We start from the raw sequence: 16,519 nt of genomic DNA, 5'->3' as shown, positions 1-16,519 counted from the left end.
TTATTAAGCACTGTTTTAATTAAAAAAACATTAAATTAAAAACGCAAGAATGCTGTTAAATCAACATTCTTACGTTTTGTTTTTTTTATATAAATTAATTATTTGATAAATTGGTTATTTATTTAAATAATACAGAGTAAATGATAAATAGGTTGCAAATATAGTCCATATAGCATAAGGAATTAATAATACAGCGGCTAACATCGAATAGGGTATCGTTAAAATAACTAATAAAACCGCTGTAACTGCTACAATTAAACAATCTAATGCTGCTAAATCAAGTCTCTTTAATTTAAATTGAAAATAACTAAATGCCTGGTTACTTATATAATTTATGATCCAGATAAGCAAATAAGGAACTGAAGTATTTTTTAGACCAACTTTGCACTCTACTATAGCGAGTGAAAGTGCAATTAATACATAGAGCACTCCCCATACGATTCCAAATAATTTACTAGGTGGAGTCCATACAGGTTTTTTCAACTTGCTATACCATTTAATATCTATTGGAAATAAGATCCCAGACAATGAAAATAACATTAACGCGAAAATAAACGTAAGAATTGAACTCACATTCGTACCTCCCTATACTTGTACTATACCAATTTATATGTTTAATTTTATTTTTTAGTATGAAAAAAAGAGTACTTTATTAAATACTCTTTTTTAGGCACTACAATATTATTTTCAATTTATACGTTCATTATTTCTTATCGTATGACTACATTTATCGGTTTAATATCTAACGAAACATTTACCACACTATAATCATCTTTTTGACCATCCTTGTATGTCCAGTAACCATTCGTTTCAGCTGTTTTTCTAAATGTTAGTTCAAATCCTTTAGCATCATTAAAACTATAGCTATGTACTTCTTTTGTTTGATCATTATCAACTAAATTATATGCTAAGAAATTTTTTAACAACCCATGCGGAGAAAAAACTCCTGTGTAAGGGGCTACTTTTGAATCATAATATTCAAATCCTTTTGTTGATGACTTTAAGTTACTTAGGCTTACCTCATTCGTTAATAAATTAACATGATCTCCAGGTGAAACAACTGAAACAATCACATTTTTATACTTATTTGGCATATTTTTACTTGTTTTGATTTTCGATAAATCAATCACAGTTAATCCTCCACGACCAACTACATCGACTTGATGTTTTTTGTTATTAACAATCATAGCCGTGTCTTCATCAACCCCAAATGCCAATTGATTTTTCTTTCCTTTTTCATTTGCTGTAACAATTAAACGTCCTAACCTAGCTTTCTTATCAAAATGCTGATCGACAATTCCATCTTGAAAGAAATTCAATCCTTTTTCTAAGTAGACTGGTCCACCTTCCTGTTGTTCCATATCATTATATGACTTTGTAAATCCATATCTTAAAGCCCCATAACTGTCACCGCCAGCGATCATCGTATTGCTCATAATAGCTGCTCCTGCACTTGTTCCACCTATAACAGCACCATTTTCATAAATCTTCCAGATGGCATCTAAAACTTTTGAATTTGAACCATTTTCGTTTAATAATGATGAAGTAATTAATGTCTGGTCCCCACCAACAAACCAAATACAATTTAATTTACTAATTTTTTTAACTAACTGGTCATCGTTCATATTGTTAATCCATTGCTTCTCGTCTTCTGGAGTACCTTTAAAATCATGACTAGATATTGGTAGAATCTCAATAGAATCTTTTTTAACTCCGTAATTAATTAAATCTTTTGTAAAATCATTCGAAGAAGTCAGTTTAGTACTCGCCGCAGGGATGATTCCTACTTTTGCATTTTCAGGTCCTCCTGCAAGTTCAATCAATTTATTATAAACTGCACTATTACTGCTTCCCAACGCTCCACCGACAATGACTAAATTCCCTTTTATAGGTTCTTCTCTAGTATAATTGGATACAGTAAAATCTGACTTCTTATAGTCAATTGCCGAATCTTGTTCGTTAAATACTAATTTTTTAGGATAAATATCCATTGTTACATTTTGAATCGAATAATCATCTTTTTGTCCATCAGTATAATTCCAGTAACCATTTGTATCCTTTGATTTTCGGAAAACGATTTCGTACCCTCTGCCTTCTTTACCATATAAATATGATTTTACTTCCTGTGACGATTCGTTATCAACAAGCGAGTAGGCTAAATAATCTTTTAACTTTCCATAAGGTGTTAAAAGCCCTGTATTTGGTAATGTTTTAAAAGAGTAATACTCATATCCTTTTGTTTCATATTTATTTTTTGAAAAATCAATCGAATTAGTATCAAAATGGATCTTGTCACCTTGAGCTAAGTAGTTAATTTTAATATTTTCTAAATTTCCATTTCTTTTTGCTTCATTTACATCAATAACAGATACACCACTGCGACCTATTACTTCTATGGTTTTTTCTTTGTTGCTAACAACCATTGCAGTGTCTTCGTCAATTCCATAAGCAAGATTCCCATTATTTTCATACTGGATTGCTGTAATTGCTAATCTAGCATAACGAGCTCTTTCATCCATATGCTGATCAACTATACCATTTTGAAAGAAACCTAGTCCTTTTTCAACTGACAGAGGTTCATACTCTTTACCTACCCCTTGGTTTTGATTTTTTTCATAATATCCTTTTAATGCACCAAGGCTATCTCCACCTGTAATCATCGTGTTGCTCATTATTGCAGCTCCAGCGCTTGTCCCACCAATAACTGCACCATTTCGATAGATATCCCAAATTTCTTTTAAGACTATTGAATCTTTACCTTCCCTACGTAGTGTATCAACAATACGTTGTTGGTCTCCACCTACGAACCAAATAGCAGTCAGCCCTCTTATTTGCTTTGCAATTTCTAAACTATTAGCTTGATTTTTCCAATTAGACTCATTTTCATCTGTATCAGAAAAATCATGATTTGATAAAGGTAAAATCTCTACTGATTCTGGACTTACACCATAATTTATTAAATCTTGTTTAAAATCTAAAGAAGATTTTAATTTACCGCTAGCAGCAGGAATAATGCCAATTTTCGCCTTTTTAGATCCGGCTAATTCAATAAATCTTTCATACACTCCTTTATTCGAAGAACCTAACCCCCCGCCAACAATGACAAGGTTTCCTTGAATATCTTCTTGTGAACTTTGAGCCCTTACATACGATAACCCTGAAACTGAAAACGTTAAAATAAAGCTAATTAAAAATGCAATAAATTTTTTTCTCATTTCGTAACCCCTTTACTTATTTTTTAGCTTACTTCTGAATATAAGCAAGTTTTATACCAAAAATAAGTAGATTGACTAATCAAGGTTTCAATACTATTTATTCCATTTAAAAACTAGTTTTTGGTGAATGATTACAACCAATTCTAACCAAATAGGATATGAACTATTTAGAAATCTTAAAGAAGTTTATTTTGTATGTTAGCTTTTAGAAAATGCAAGTATTCAATTCCATTAGTAGTAATCTTCGTACCTGCTCTTCCTCTCCCTTTTGTTATCAAGCCTTTATTCCCCATAATTTCTAATCGAAGTCTAATTTGCTGTGGAGATAAGTATCTACCTTTTTCCTCACTCGAGCTAGAAATAAGGTCTCTACTTGCTGCTTTACCTAAATCATTACATTTCTTTATTGTTTCAAGAATTGTAACAGATTCTTCAATTTCAAGAACACTTGTAGGAAGTTCAAATTGATTTTGATCACTTTTTGGGTGTTCACTGTTCACTGTATAGTTATAATGAGGAAAGTCATTTTGAGAAATCGTATTTCCCTCACAAACAGTAAGCATATAATCGATTACTGATTTCAATTCCCTAATATTCCCAAACCAATTTAAACCCATTAATTCCTTTAAAGCTTCTTCCTCAATCGAAACCCCTTTTCCACTTTTAGAGATAAAGTGTTGAACAAGCAAGGGTATGTCTGTTCTTCTTAAGCGTAACGGTGGAATGATGAGATTTAAGACATTTAATCTATAATACAAATCGGAACGGAATGAGCCGTCTGAGATTTTATGATGGATATCTTTGTTAGTTGCAGCAATGATGCGAACATTAATAGGAATTATTTTTCTGCCACCTATTCTACGAATTTCTTGTTCTTGAAGAACACGAAGTAAATGTGATTGAACATTTAAACTGATGTCACCTATTTCATCTAAGAAAATCGTTCCTCCATCTGCAATTTCAAAAAGACCTTTTTTCCCACCTTTTTTTGCCCCAGTAAACGTACCATCTTCATAACCAAATAGTTCACTTTCTAGTAAACTTTCAGTAAAAGCACTACAATTAATGGCTAAAAAAGGGCCGTTTTTCCTATTTGATTGTTTATGGATTGCGTGTGCAAAAAGTTCTTTACCTGTACCCGTCTCACCTTGAATTAAAATAGGATGCTCTGCTTTTGCAAGTTTTGTTGCTATACGTTTACATTCTAAAATTGTGTAATCCTCACCAATAATATCCGCAAAGTCATATCTTGCATAAAAGCCTTGCTTTCTAAACTCTCGCTGCGCTGTTTTTTCTATTTCAAAAGCTTGATTAACACTTTTAAAAGTAACAACGATTCTGTCATCTTCATGACTAATCGTTCGATAGATTACTATATCAATATTACCAATCGAAAAAAATTTAGATTCTTCCGTTCCATTTAAAATAAATTCTCTAATATTTTGTTGCTTAATAATATCTTCTAGATAACTACCTTCATAACTATTATTTGATAATTTAAACAGGTCGATTATTCGTTCGTTTAACACAGTTATTCTTTTATATCCATCAATAGCTAATATTCCATCATCAACTGCATTCACAACACTTTGAATATGTCTATTTACTTTCTTTGCACTTTGCTCTGCATTTAAAAGTTCTCTATGTAATTCAATAATATTACGTAAATACTTTTCTGAAATTAATGTAGCTATATTATCGTTAAATTGAAAATATTCTATAATTTGTAAAATTGTAGAGATATCAATAAGTCTTACGCCTATATCCAATACACGTTTTATATATGACGGACTTAAATGAGTTTCCCCTGGTGACACCGCTAGATTAATATCTGGGTAATAGAATTGATCACTTTTAAATGGAAAATACTCCAAATGATTAATCCCTAATTGGTACAAGGACTGAATAAGTTCGACTGTCGAATGAAAATCATCATTAACTACAAGAACTTTTGTCCCCTCCTCAATTCTCAATAATTTGTCTACATTTTCATGATTAAGTGTTCTTTTCCCAACTATGATTTTTTTAGCACTTATCTGCGCAAATTTTTCAGTTTCAACTTTTGCTTCAGCTGACGAAAAAAGTATAATTTCATCCTTAAATTCTTTAAGTTCTCCCTCGTCAATTGCATAAGAGTTAATCGTTATGTATTCTTCTAGCAATTGAACTAGTTGATTAGACAAAGCTTGTCTTGTTTTTGAACTGCCTGTTATCAATGTTAATGAATTTTTCACCTTTAATTTCCCACCCTATTTGATAAAATTGGGTTTATTATAACACCAAATAAACCAAAAAGAACCAATTAAACTAAAGAATCTATCAAATTTCCTTAAAAATAAGACATTAAAAATTGGCACACTCCTTGCTAATAGAATGTTATAGCCATTTTAATAGATTTTGAGAATACAAAATATGGGAGGGAATGCACGAAAGCGTCTTATTTATCAAATTCTATTATTATTAATTAGCTACTTTCATTAAAAGGAGATGGACCTATGTCACAAATTCACGCTAATAAAATGACACCTAAGACAAAAGTTATGAAAGAACGTAAAATTAATGTCTTTGCATTACTCTTAGTAATTCTATTAATCACGACAATTCTTACTTATCTATTACCTACAGGTGAATATGCCCATATCGACGTTGGCGGACATTCATCAATAGATCCGAATTCATTTAAATCAATCGCTGCTACACCAGTTGGGCTCTTCGATATGGTGAAAGCAATTCATTCGGGCATGGTAGAAGCAGGTAATATCATTTTCTTTGTTCTAATAATTGGTGGATTTTTCGGTGTATTAAGTGCTACTGGCACTATTGAAGTGTTAATCTCAACAATGGCTAGAAAACTTGCTACTCGAGAAAAGTTATTAATTCCTATTATGATGCTTTTCTTTGCAATTGGAGGTTCCTTAATGGGAATGGCTGAAGAAACTTTAGCTTATATTCCACTTCTGATTCCGTTAGCACTTGCTTTAGGATTTGACACAATGACGGGTACTGCAATCGTATTAGTTGGAGCGTCAGCAGGTTTTACAACAGCGATTATGAATCCGTTTACAGTTGGTATAGCTCAAGGAATCGCAGAACTTCCTACATTTTCTGGTATGGGATTTCGACTTGTGTTGTTTGTAATTGTCTATCTAATATCTGTTATTTTTATTTATCGATATGCCATGAAAGTAAAGAAAAATCCTAACATAGGATTCTATGGAAAATATTCAATTGAACAAACCAATGATCTATTATCTTCTAAAGCTAAATTATCTTCTAGACATAAATGGATATTATTTGCGTTTCTTATCAACTATATTGTTTTAGCTTTTGGAGTTATTAAATATCAATGGTATATTGCTGAAATTGCTTCTCTGTTTATCATCTTAACGATTGCAATTGGAATAATTGGTAGATTATCAATCGATGACGTAGTTAAATCATTTACACAAGGATCTGCTTCTTTAATTAGTGGTGCTCTTATTATAGGTGTTTCCCGTGCAATTCTAGTTGTTTTAAATCAAGGACATATTGTTGATCCAATGCTCCACGGAGTATCTGAAGTCATTAAACATATCCCTGCTTCTTTAAGTGTAATTGGAATGTATAATTTCCAAGCAGCAATTCACTTTATTTTAGCTTCTGGTAGCGGTCATGCCATGTTAACAATGCCAATTATGGCTCCGCTTGCTGATCTACTAGGAATTACACGACAAACTGCTGTTCTATCATTCTCTTTTGCTGATGGAATCGGTAATATTATTTTCCCAACTGCCGGAACTTTAATGGCAGGATTAGCAATAGCAGGTATACCTTGGACAAAATGGGCCAAATGGATTTTCCCATTAGTATTCATTCAATATTTAATTGGTTTAATCGCTGTTGTAATCGCACACATAATGAACTACGGTCCTTTTTAATAAAGGAAATAGGAGGAGAAAAAAGTTGTTAACCTTAATAAAAAACGGTCAAGTATACACACCACAATCTATTGGCAGAAAAGATCTACTTATAGCAGGAGGAAAAATTGAAATGATAGCCGATCATATCACCATTCCACCTGACTTTCCTTCTTGCGATGTCATAGATGCCTCCAACTCTTTAGTTGTACCAGGTTTTATTGATTCACATGTACATATCATTGGAGGTGGTGGTGAAGGCGGATATAAAACACGCACTCCAGAACTAATGCTTACTAATGTTACTTCTGCTGGTGTTACGACAGTAGTTGGTGTATTAGGTACAGACGGTACAACAAGAACAATGGAGAATTTGCTTGCAAAAGCACGTGGTTTAGAAGAAGAAGGGATTACTTGTTATATTCACACTGGTTCTTATCAAATCCCTGTAAAGACACTAACAGAATCAATTCAAAGTGATATTATTTTAATTGATAAGATTATTGGTGTTGGTGAAATTGCTATTGCAGACCATCGTTCCTCAGAACCAACTATTGAAGAACTTGCAAAAATCGCATCTGCTGCACGTAATGGAGGAATTTTATCTGGAAAGGCTGGCATCTTAGAAATTCATGTCGGTGATGGCAAAGATAAACTCTCACTTCTACATCAACTAGTTGAACAGACGAATATTCCAATTCGTCAGTTTCACCCGACTCATATTAATCGGAATGAAGAATTGTTTAAAGCCGGTATTGATTATGCACTTAAAGGTGGATTTGTAGATTTTACTACAAGCACAATTCCTCAGTTTTTAGATGAAGGCGAAGTAAAGTGTAGCAAGGGATTACGAGTTATGCTTGAAGAAGGAGTTCAGATTGAGAACATAACTTTTTCATCTGATGGTCAGGCAAGTCTTCCCTTTTTTGATACGAATGGAGACTATTTAGGACTTCAAATAGGAAAAATTACATCTTTATATCAAGAAGTAAGAGATGGAGTAATTGATGAAGGAATTCCATTAGAAGTAGCATTACAAGTCATTACTTCAAACCCTGCACACGTGCTAAAACTATCACACAAAGGTAACTTAAAACCTGGCAACGATGCTGATATTGTCATGTTAAATCAAGATACTTTAGAAATTGAAACAGTATTTGCACTTGGGAAAAAAATGGTTGAAGAAGGTATTCCGATTGTAAAAGGCACTTTTGAATAACAAATTTCAGGAGGTATTAATAATGAAGATGAACAAGTTTAAGATTTCAATCGTATTGTCATTCGTTTTAGTATTTTCGTTAGTTTTTGGAACTTCTTTCTTACGAGCTGAAAAAAGTGTTGAAGCTGCAGCTGCACCTAAAATCTTTTTAATGGGTGGTGCAATTGATGATAGTAATGCCGAAATTTACAATGCGCTAAAAGCCGCTACTGGCAAAAGCAATCCAGTAGTTGCAATTGTATGTAGTGCAGCTGCTGACTACGCAACTGCGTTAGACGCATACACAAATGATATAACAGGTCACTTATCATATAAAAATTTGTTTACTAGTTATGGTTTTAAACCTGTATTTATCCCTGTGGCAGTTGATAACTATACAATAGAAGCTTATAAGCAAAGTAATATTGATCTAATTAACTCAGCAGACGTTATATTCTTAAACGGTGGAGATCAGTCTCGTCACGTAAGAAGTTTATTAAAAGACGATGGAACGCCTACCCCACTTTTTGCAGCAATCCAACAAAGAGCAGCAGCTGGAGCTATTATTTCTGGTACAAGTGCTGGGACTGCTGTCCAAAGTCCGAAAACTTACGGTGAAGGTGTAAGTTACGGATACTTATATTACAATCGTTTATTGTCTAAGAAAATCAGTGACATCTCACTAGCTGATTCTCAATATCCAGATAATGGTGGATATACAACAGGTTTCGGTTTTGTAAATGCTGCAATTGATACACATTTCGATGCAAGAGGTCGCATAGGTCGTATTCTTTTAGCTGAAAGAGACTTAGGTCAAAAAGTAGGCTTTGGAATTGACGAAAACACAGCACTTTATTTGAACGGTACTACTGGAAAAGTGTATGGTGAACACGGTGTTTTCATAGTAGACTCAACAAATGCAACTTACGGAACAGCTTCATCGTTTACGGCAAATAATGTAAAAGTAAGTTATTTAACATCTGGTGATACTTATAATACAAGCACGAAATCAATCACATCATCTAAATCATTAATTACAACACCATACTATTCGACGATTCGAGATTCTTCGGATATCTTTGCAGCGTATGAAACAACTACGACAATTACAAGATTGGTCGATACAAATGTTTCTTATTTATATGGTGATAGTTACGAATCAGGCCCTAAATTTACATTAAAGTTTATTAAAGACGCAAACACAAAAGGATACTATAGCAATAGTAAATATACAGTTAGTAATGTTGTACTGAATGTAAGTTACTAACTTTAAAGTAACAAAAAGAAGATTTACGCAACGTAAATCTTCTTTTTTAATCATCTAAGCATTTCCAACTGAAATGAATTAATTGTTCGGACTTCTCTTCAATTAAGGAAAAAACTTATTTTCGATCTGCATCTCTATACAGGTTATACTATTCGAATGGTCAAATCAGGAATGTTATTGCAAATAGATTGATAAAGTACAATCATGAAATTACATTTGGAGTAAATTTAGAAAAGTAATCAAACTGTAATCCTCCGTTTAGTTATGTGGAAACGAAAGATATTGCAATTAATAATGATCTAATCATTCTTGCTGCTCCAGGTAATGCTGTAGAAAGTGCCGTTAAAAACATCATAGAAATAGATGGGAAAATAGTAATTGATTTAACTAACCCCATTGGTGAAGGCTTAAAGTTAACAAGAGGTACTACTACTTCAAATGCCGAAGAAATACAAAAAATAATACCAACAGCAAAAATCGTTAAAACATTAAATACGGTTGGACTAGAAAAAATGATTGACCCAACGGTAAATGGAGAAAAGATAACGATGCTTATTGCAGGGGATCACGAAGATGCTAATTTAAAAGTGTCACAACTCTTTGAAGAAATTGGTTTTGATCCATCAATAGTTGGTAAACTTTATTTCTCAAGATATTTAGAGCCTTTTGCTATGATTTGGATTGAAGTGGTTAGAGTACAGGGGATGAATCCAAATACTGGAATAAAATGGATGCGTTAAGTTAAATTAGCATTTTGTATGAAACAATGAGTCGTTTTTATTAAAAACGACTCATTTTACTATGTAAAAACGTAATAGGATGGAACTTGGAATCACTTCTTAAAAGTTATAACACTTTTTTATTTAACTTCACAAAAAAAGTTATCCAATCATCTTTAAGTTCGACCCAAATACTTCCTTTATGTAGTTCAACTATTCGTTTAGATATAGCAAGTCCTAATCCAGCACTACCTTCACTCTTTCTTGATGAATCTTCACGATAAAATTTTTCAAAAAACCGTTCAAGACTTTCTGGGTTTACATTTATTCCGTGATTCGATATCGAAAGTAATACTTCATTAGATCTTTGAGTTAGATTTACTTTTATAGTTGAAGGTTTAACACTATATTTCATTGCATTCATAAATAGGTTATCAAAAACTCTAACCATTTTTTCGACATCAATATTAATTTCTATATCTTCCGCAATCGACTCCTTTTTAATTTTTAATCCTTCTTTTTGAAAAATAGGTATATTCTCACCTATTATTTGTTCAATCAACTGACTAAAATCAACCTTTTGTTTTGATAGGATAATATCTGGACTAGATAACCTCGTAAATTCAAAAAGTTCATTGATTAAATTCTTTAAATCATTCGATTTTGTATAGATTGTATTCAAGTATTCGACTAATTCATTTTCATTCTTGTATTCTCTATTCTTCAACAAATTACTATACCCTAATATTGAGGTTAGTGGTGTTCTTAGATCATGCGAAACACTAGTTATCAATTCATTTTTGATATTTTCAATTTGACGTTCATTTTTAAATTTCCGCTCTAACTCCTTCGACATTGTATTAATATTCATACTCAACTGTGTCAATTCGTCTCGCCCTTTTACCTCAATCACAGCTCCAAGTTTACCTTGCGAAATTATTTGAACAGTACTTGAAATTTCTTTTAAATAAAGAATCTTTTTTCTAATTAGTAACAGAAAACTAACAATGAAACTTAATATGATAATTACAAAAGTTGGAATAATAATGAGATTATATTGTAATGGACTTACCTTATTTTGATGAGAAACAAAATAAGGTCCTATAAAAATTTGTGAAATAAAAATCGTAACAATTAAAGAAACACCGAAACTAATTGTGATTGCTACTAATAACTGAATACTAATTCTTTGCCAGTTATGAATTAAATTCTTCATACTTTGTATCCAATTCCCCAAACTGTTTTAATATAAATAGGATGTTTAGGATCATCTTCAATTTTTTCTCTAATATTTGTTATATGGACCATTACGGTATTATCTGATTTTAAAAAGTCTTCTTTCCAAATTGCTTCATAAATCTTACTAACACTTAGTACGATTCCTTTATTTCGGACTAGTAATTCTAATATATCAAACTCTTTTGGTGTTAGTCTTTTTTCGTTCTTTCGTATCCAAACTTGCCTTGTCTCTGTATTTACTTGCAAGTCACCAAATACTAATACTACTTCATCATTCTTTTGTATATTGTTATATTTTTTATATCTTCTTAGCTGAGATTTTACTCTAGCAATCAACTCAAGTGGATTAAATGGTTTAGTTAAATAATCATCTGCACCTGAGCTTAATCCTTGTATTTTGTCTAGATCTTCAGATTTTGCCGAAAGCATAATGATCGGTAGTGTCCTTTCCTCTCGAATCATTATGCAGGCTTCTATTCCATTTATTTTTGGGAGCATAATATCTAATATAATTAAATCAAAATCTTCATCTTTTAAAAGTTCAAGAGCTTCCTCTGCATCTTCTGCTAAAGTAGTCGAAAACCCTTCATTTTCAAGATAAATTGAAATTAATTTTTTTATTTTTTCATCATCATCTACAACTAATATTTTACTTATCAAGTTTCCCTATTCCTTTCTAAACAGTACTCATATCTAATTATTGCAACTTAATACATATGCTGGTGGGAAATTTCTATATTCTCTTTTAATATCTATATTTTCAAAGTAGGTATTAATAAATTTCATTTTTCTTTGAGTATATTGGAATGTAACAAATCTACCTTGATCTGCGAGTATCTTTTTGGTGTTAAATAAAATAGTTTTTGATACGTTTAAGGGTAAACTAGTAAATGGCAGACCAGAAATGACATAATCGACATTGTCTATTCCAAACTCTTCTAAATACTTCATAATACTTTCTGCACTATCATTAATAATCGTTACATTATGATTATCTCCAAACTTTCTAATTAAATGGTTATAAAACTCATGATTTTTTTCTACTAAAATAATTTTTGTAGTTGGCAATTTAAGCTCAAGTAATTTTTCAGTAAAAACTCCTGTACCTGGACCGTATTCAATAATTGTTTTAGCTGTCTTAAAATTAATATCATCTAACATTTTTTCAGCCAAAAACGATGAACTTGGCATTAATGCGCCAACAGTTCTAGGTCTTAATATATATTGAATTAGAAATAAAAACTTTTTCATAATTTTAACCTCCAAATATTTAACTTATTATGCTGAAATCATAATAAAATAAATATCTGAAGAAAAAGTCACTAAATTTCTTAAGAATTTTAAAGAGGCCTAAATTCAAACTTAATGATTATAAGTGGACATATGTTCCCAATAATACATACCATAAAGCATAAAAAGTGTTACTTAACAAAACGATCATAATGTATGGTCTATACCTCATTCCCGATGCAGATGAAATTAAACAGGCAGCATCAGTTGGGCATGTTGGAACTGCACCTAGAATAAAGAGCATCCAATATTGATTTTTCTTTATTCTTTGTCCTATTTTTGGATGTTTGTTTAGGAAGTTTTTATACCATAGTGATTTATTTATTTTTTTACCAATGATGAAAATGATACTTTCAGTAATAAACATAGATCCCAGTGAAAATAATAAGACAATCCACGGATTAAAAAGAAAAATCCCAGTCAGTAAAAACAAAGAACTTGGTATCATTAATACAAATCTTAATGAAAAAATAACAAAGTATAATAAAAGAGCATAGTCCTGTCGATCTGTTATAAATTGAATTAATTCATTCTTAGAAAATGGTATTATCCCGAATGCATACATACAAACTAAAAGAATACTCCAACTAGCTAATAAAGTGATTACACGATATTTCACTTTCTTTCCTCATTTCATAGTTTAATAATTAAGCATTCATATTTTCGTCTAAACTTATTAAATTTCCCTCCACGTTTTTATTAGTAATTCTTAAGAAATCATAAAGAACTTTTAAATTTTTTGCGTGTTTTGATTATGAATATCAAATTTAAGAATGGAAAAATTAATATAAGTACTACAAAGTAATAAGTAGATTGTAGGTGTTTTATAATTAGCACAAATATCACTAAAACTTTAATCGCTTTATTCTTACTGATTTTTTGGGAACTTTTAATGAGTCAGTCACAAGAACTCTATCAAACAATGCATTGGATGATCATCATAAGTGTAATTGGAATTTCATGTAATTTATTTTTAGAAAATCGGAATCCTCAAAGTACGATTTCCTGGTTATTATTATTCTCCGTAGCACCTACTTTCGGCGTTTTATTATACGTTCTATTTGGTCGGTTAAAGAGGCGGCGAAAAAAATTAATCCTTCATTCAAAGTTTATAACACCTCAAGTTTTGAGTGAAAAGAATGATATTAAATGTAATACTCTCTCAATAAAATCGCAAAAATTGAGTACCATCATTGAAAAGTTTACAGGGGTTTCCATCAACAGCAATTCAAGTGCTTCATTATTAATTAATGGTGATGAAATGTTTTCAAAACTCAAAGAAGCTCTCCTAGATGCAAAAAACTATATCTATATTCAGTACTATATCTTTCGAGCAGATACAATCGGTAGCGAATTACTTGACATCTTAAGGATGAAAGTGAATGAAGGTGTTGTAGTTCGCTTATTAGTTGATGGTTTAGGAAGTAAAAGTTTAAAGAAGAAATTGTTAAAAAAATTGAGGACTGCTGGTGTTAAAGTATCAATATTTGATCCGATTTCTCCTTGGTCAATGGGTACAATAAATTATCGAAACCATAGAAAAATTGTTGTGATAGATGGGATTAAAGGTTTCACTGGAGGTCTAAATGTAGGTGATGAATATTTAGGTAGATCAAAAATTGGATTTTGGAGGGATACCCATTTATTCATAGAAGGAAGTGCCGTTGAGGAGCTTCAAAACATATTTTTGCAAGACTGGCATTATTCTACATCTGATCATTCTTGTGAAAAAATTCAAATTAACAGATTAAATTATAATCATACAAAAAGTTATGATCAATTTCTTCAAGATGAAAGTAATAAGGTAAAAGGTGCTGTTCAAATTTTTGGAAGTGGACCCGACACGAAGGAACCAACCATGAGGAATGCTTTTCATACTCTGCTTACAATCGCTGAAAACAGTATCTGGATTGCCACTCCTTATTTCGTTCCAGACCAAGAAATTTTCACGATTTTAAAACTTAAAGCAATGTCTGGATTAGATGTACGAATAATCTATCCAGGAAAAAGCGATAGTATTTTGAGTGATTCAGCATCTAAGTCATATTTCGCTCCCCTATTAGAAAGTGGCGTGAAAATTTATACATATCAAAAGAATTTCCTTCACTCAAAGGTTATTTTAATCGATAATGAAATCGCTTCAGTTGGTACTGCTAATTTAGATGTAAGAAGTTTGCATTTAAATTATGAGTTAACTTCGTTTTTATATGAATCAGATGCTGTTGTTCAAGTGAACCAATCCTTTTTAAATGATCTTTCTGTTTCTACTCAATTAGATCGTAAGCAATTTATAGAACGTAGTTTATTTAAAAAGTTAATTGAGTCACTAACTCGCTTATTTTCACCTTTATTGTAATCTGGCTAAAGATAAGTGCATTATATATTTACAAGAGAATTTAATATAGGAATTAATTAAGGAGCTTTAGGCTCCTTTTTTAAGTTTAAATCTTTTTAAGTTTTTTCTTTTTTATAAATGTAGTAAGAAAAAAGAATACTAGGACTACAATTGAAATTAATATTATTATTTGGTTTGTTGATAAAGATAATATCTTAGTTAATTTTATTGAGTAAGCGAGTAGTGAAGATGTTATTAATTTAGAAATACATACGATTATTATATATTTTTTAGTGGAAACATTAGTAATTCCTGCTCCAACACTGACAATTTCATCTGGCAAAACAGGAACAATCAACAAAATTGTAATAAATAGCGTTTCATTTTTTTTAACCATTTCATTATATTTTGTAAGGTGCTTTGTTTTAATAAATCGATTAACTACCTTTAATCCTCCATATCTTGCTAAAAAAAACATAGTAATATTCCCTAAAACTATACCTACAAAATCAATAATAAAACCATAAAAAGAACCAAACACTGTACTTGCAGCTAAGACAGTGACTGCTTCTGGAATCGGCAAAGCAATTGGGTGGAAAAAACAGATTAAAAAATAGATAAACTTAGCAATTTTTATATTTTTTCTAAACAGTCCTTCAAAACCATAATAATTAGTTATAACCATAATATTAGATATGTAATAAATTAAAAAAATGACAATTACTACGCCAAAGTTATAAAAAACTAGAATTCGAGTTAACTTTAGAAATTCTTCACTCTTGTTAAAAAATGCTGTTATTGCAAATATCACAATGATAAATGATAAAAAAATGCCAACCATTCTAAATTCATAAAGTAAAGTTTTTAAAGAACATACTAAGATTAAAATTGGAATAAAACTTACAATCAATTGCAGACATAATCTTACATATCTCCAATTTGAATACTTAATTCTAGAAATAGTGCTCATTAAATTCTCCTTAGGCTAAACTATTATTCTGCGCAAGCAAAGATGTATTTTATTCTTTAAATAGACTGAAATGTTTAATGGTTATATTATTCAATAAATAAAGACCAGATATACCTAAGTAAGTAAAAGAAAGCAGCCTGTATATTTGACATAAAAACAACATAATGTTGTGAATGATAATTTTATTATTTTCTTTATAAAAATAAATATTCCATATGTAAATCCTCCATTTACCGACTAACCACAAGTTGGTCTCTTATATTCTCCCATGCTTTATCATTAACTTTATATTCCTTACCTTTTCGTTAGAATAAATACTTATCTTCACTAATATCGAGTTCTTCAGTTAAGCTGTTTTGTTTCGAACAAAAAGAACTAGCAGACTCTAAT

General features: G+C 31.0%; 13 protein-coding genes. 5 read left to right on the top strand and 8 right to left on the bottom strand.

Annotated elements, in window-relative coordinates:
* Positions 1–114: 114 nt before the first annotated feature.
* The 3 genes from AB1282_RS15750 to AB1282_RS15740 form a co-directional block, all read right to left on the bottom strand.
* Positions 115–540, bottom strand: coding sequence for a TspO/MBR family protein (locus AB1282_RS15750; RefSeq protein WP_056477333.1), 426 nt, complete (start codon positions 538–540; stop codon positions 115–117).
* Positions 541–710: 170 nt separating this feature from the next.
* Complete coding sequence (locus AB1282_RS15745; protein WP_429899503.1) at positions 711–3,215, bottom strand: cyanophycinase; 2,505 nt, start codon at positions 3,213–3,215, stop codon at positions 711–713.
* Positions 3,216–3,391: 176 nt separating this feature from the next.
* Positions 3,392–5,449 (bottom strand): sigma-54 interaction domain-containing protein, encoded by a 2,058-nt coding sequence (locus AB1282_RS15740; protein WP_429899502.1) that lies wholly within the window; start codon positions 5,447–5,449, stop codon positions 3,392–3,394.
* Positions 5,450–5,710: 261 nt separating this feature from the next.
* Between AB1282_RS15740 and AB1282_RS15735 the strand changes: the two genes are divergently transcribed.
* The 4 genes from AB1282_RS15735 to AB1282_RS15720 all read left to right on the top strand — a co-directional run bounded on the left by AB1282_RS15735 (position 5,711) and on the right by AB1282_RS15720 (position 10,316).
* A complete protein-coding gene (locus AB1282_RS15735; protein WP_056476473.1) occupies positions 5,711–7,132 on the top strand; it encodes a YfcC family protein in 1,422 nt (473 codons plus the stop codon).
* A 25-nt stretch (positions 7,133–7,157) separates the two neighbouring features.
* A complete protein-coding gene (gene iadA, locus AB1282_RS15730; protein ID WP_429899501.1) occupies positions 7,158–8,330 on the top strand; it encodes a beta-aspartyl-peptidase in 1,173 nt (390 codons plus the stop codon).
* 22 nt (positions 8,331–8,352) lie between these two features.
* Positions 8,353–9,576 (top strand): cyanophycinase, encoded by a 1,224-nt coding sequence (locus tag AB1282_RS15725; RefSeq protein ID WP_429899500.1) that lies wholly within the window; start codon positions 8,353–8,355, stop codon positions 9,574–9,576.
* Between the two features lie 266 nt (positions 9,577–9,842).
* On the top strand, positions 9,843–10,316 hold the full coding sequence (locus tag AB1282_RS15720) for an NADPH-dependent F420 reductase (RefSeq protein ID WP_429899499.1): 474 nt from the start codon (positions 9,843–9,845) through the stop codon (positions 10,314–10,316).
* A 106-nt stretch (positions 10,317–10,422) separates the two neighbouring features.
* On the opposite strand, the gene AB1282_RS15715 is transcribed toward AB1282_RS15720, so the two are convergent.
* The 4 genes from AB1282_RS15715 to AB1282_RS15700 form a co-directional block, all read right to left on the bottom strand.
* On the bottom strand, positions 10,423–11,511 hold the full coding sequence (locus AB1282_RS15715; RefSeq protein WP_056476462.1) for a HAMP domain-containing sensor histidine kinase: 1,089 nt from the start codon (positions 11,509–11,511) through the stop codon (positions 10,423–10,425).
* On the bottom strand, positions 11,508–12,194 hold the full coding sequence (locus AB1282_RS15710) for a response regulator transcription factor (RefSeq protein WP_056476459.1): 687 nt from the start codon (positions 12,192–12,194) through the stop codon (positions 11,508–11,510). The genes AB1282_RS15715 and AB1282_RS15710 overlap by 4 nt, the downstream gene beginning before the upstream one ends.
* A 33-nt stretch (positions 12,195–12,227) precedes the next feature.
* Positions 12,228–12,785, bottom strand: a complete 558-nt coding sequence (locus AB1282_RS15705) for a class I SAM-dependent methyltransferase (protein ID WP_429899498.1) — start codon at positions 12,783–12,785, stop codon at positions 12,228–12,230.
* 118 nt (positions 12,786–12,903) lie between these two features.
* Positions 12,904–13,443: a TVP38/TMEM64 family protein gene (locus tag AB1282_RS15700; RefSeq protein ID WP_056476453.1), complete on the bottom strand. Its 540-nt coding sequence runs from the start codon at positions 13,441–13,443 to the stop codon at positions 12,904–12,906.
* A 273-nt stretch (positions 13,444–13,716) separates the two neighbouring features.
* Between AB1282_RS15700 and cls the strand changes: the two genes are divergently transcribed.
* A complete protein-coding gene (gene cls / locus AB1282_RS15695; RefSeq protein ID WP_429899497.1) occupies positions 13,717–15,180 on the top strand; it encodes a cardiolipin synthase in 1,464 nt (487 codons plus the stop codon).
* Positions 15,181–15,265: 85 nt separating this feature from the next.
* Here cls and AB1282_RS15690 read toward each other — a convergent pair whose 3' ends face one another.
* Entirely contained in the window at positions 15,266–16,129 is an 864-nt protein-coding gene (locus AB1282_RS15690; protein ID WP_056476447.1) for a TVP38/TMEM64 family protein, read from the bottom strand.
* Between the last annotated feature and the right edge of the window lie 390 nt (positions 16,130–16,519).

The organism is Gottfriedia sp. S16(2024), from assembly GCF_050473765.1.
Lineage (GTDB): Bacteria > Bacillota > Bacilli > Bacillales > Bacillaceae_G > Gottfriedia.
Note: the sequence above shows the minus strand (reverse complement) of the source record. Positions and strands in the feature narration are given on the sequence as shown.

Bases quoted from the DNA above. Each gene is read 5' to 3' on its own strand.
- AB1282_RS15725 (WP_429899500.1), top strand. From the start codon at position 8,353: ATGAAGATGAACAAGTTTAAGATTTCAATCGTATTGTCATTCGTTTTA.
- cls (WP_429899497.1), top strand. From the start codon at position 13,717: ATGAGTCAGTCACAAGAACTCTATCAAACAATGCATTGGATGATCATC.
- AB1282_RS15745 (WP_429899503.1), bottom strand. From the start codon at position 3,215: ATGAGAAAAAAATTTATTGCATTTTTAATTAGCTTTATTTTAACGTTT.
- AB1282_RS15690 (WP_056476447.1), bottom strand. From the start codon at position 16,129: ATGAGCACTATTTCTAGAATTAAGTATTCAAATTGGAGATATGTAAGA.
- AB1282_RS15705 (WP_429899498.1), bottom strand. From the start codon at position 12,785: ATGAAAAAGTTTTTATTTCTAATTCAATATATATTAAGACCTAGAACT.
- AB1282_RS15750 (WP_056477333.1), bottom strand. From the start codon at position 540: ATGTTATTTTCATTGTCTGGGATCTTATTTCCAATAGATATTAAATGG.
- AB1282_RS15735 (WP_056476473.1), top strand. From the start codon at position 5,711: ATGTCACAAATTCACGCTAATAAAATGACACCTAAGACAAAAGTTATG.
- AB1282_RS15715 (WP_056476462.1), bottom strand. From the start codon at position 11,511: ATGAAGAATTTAATTCATAACTGGCAAAGAATTAGTATTCAGTTATTA.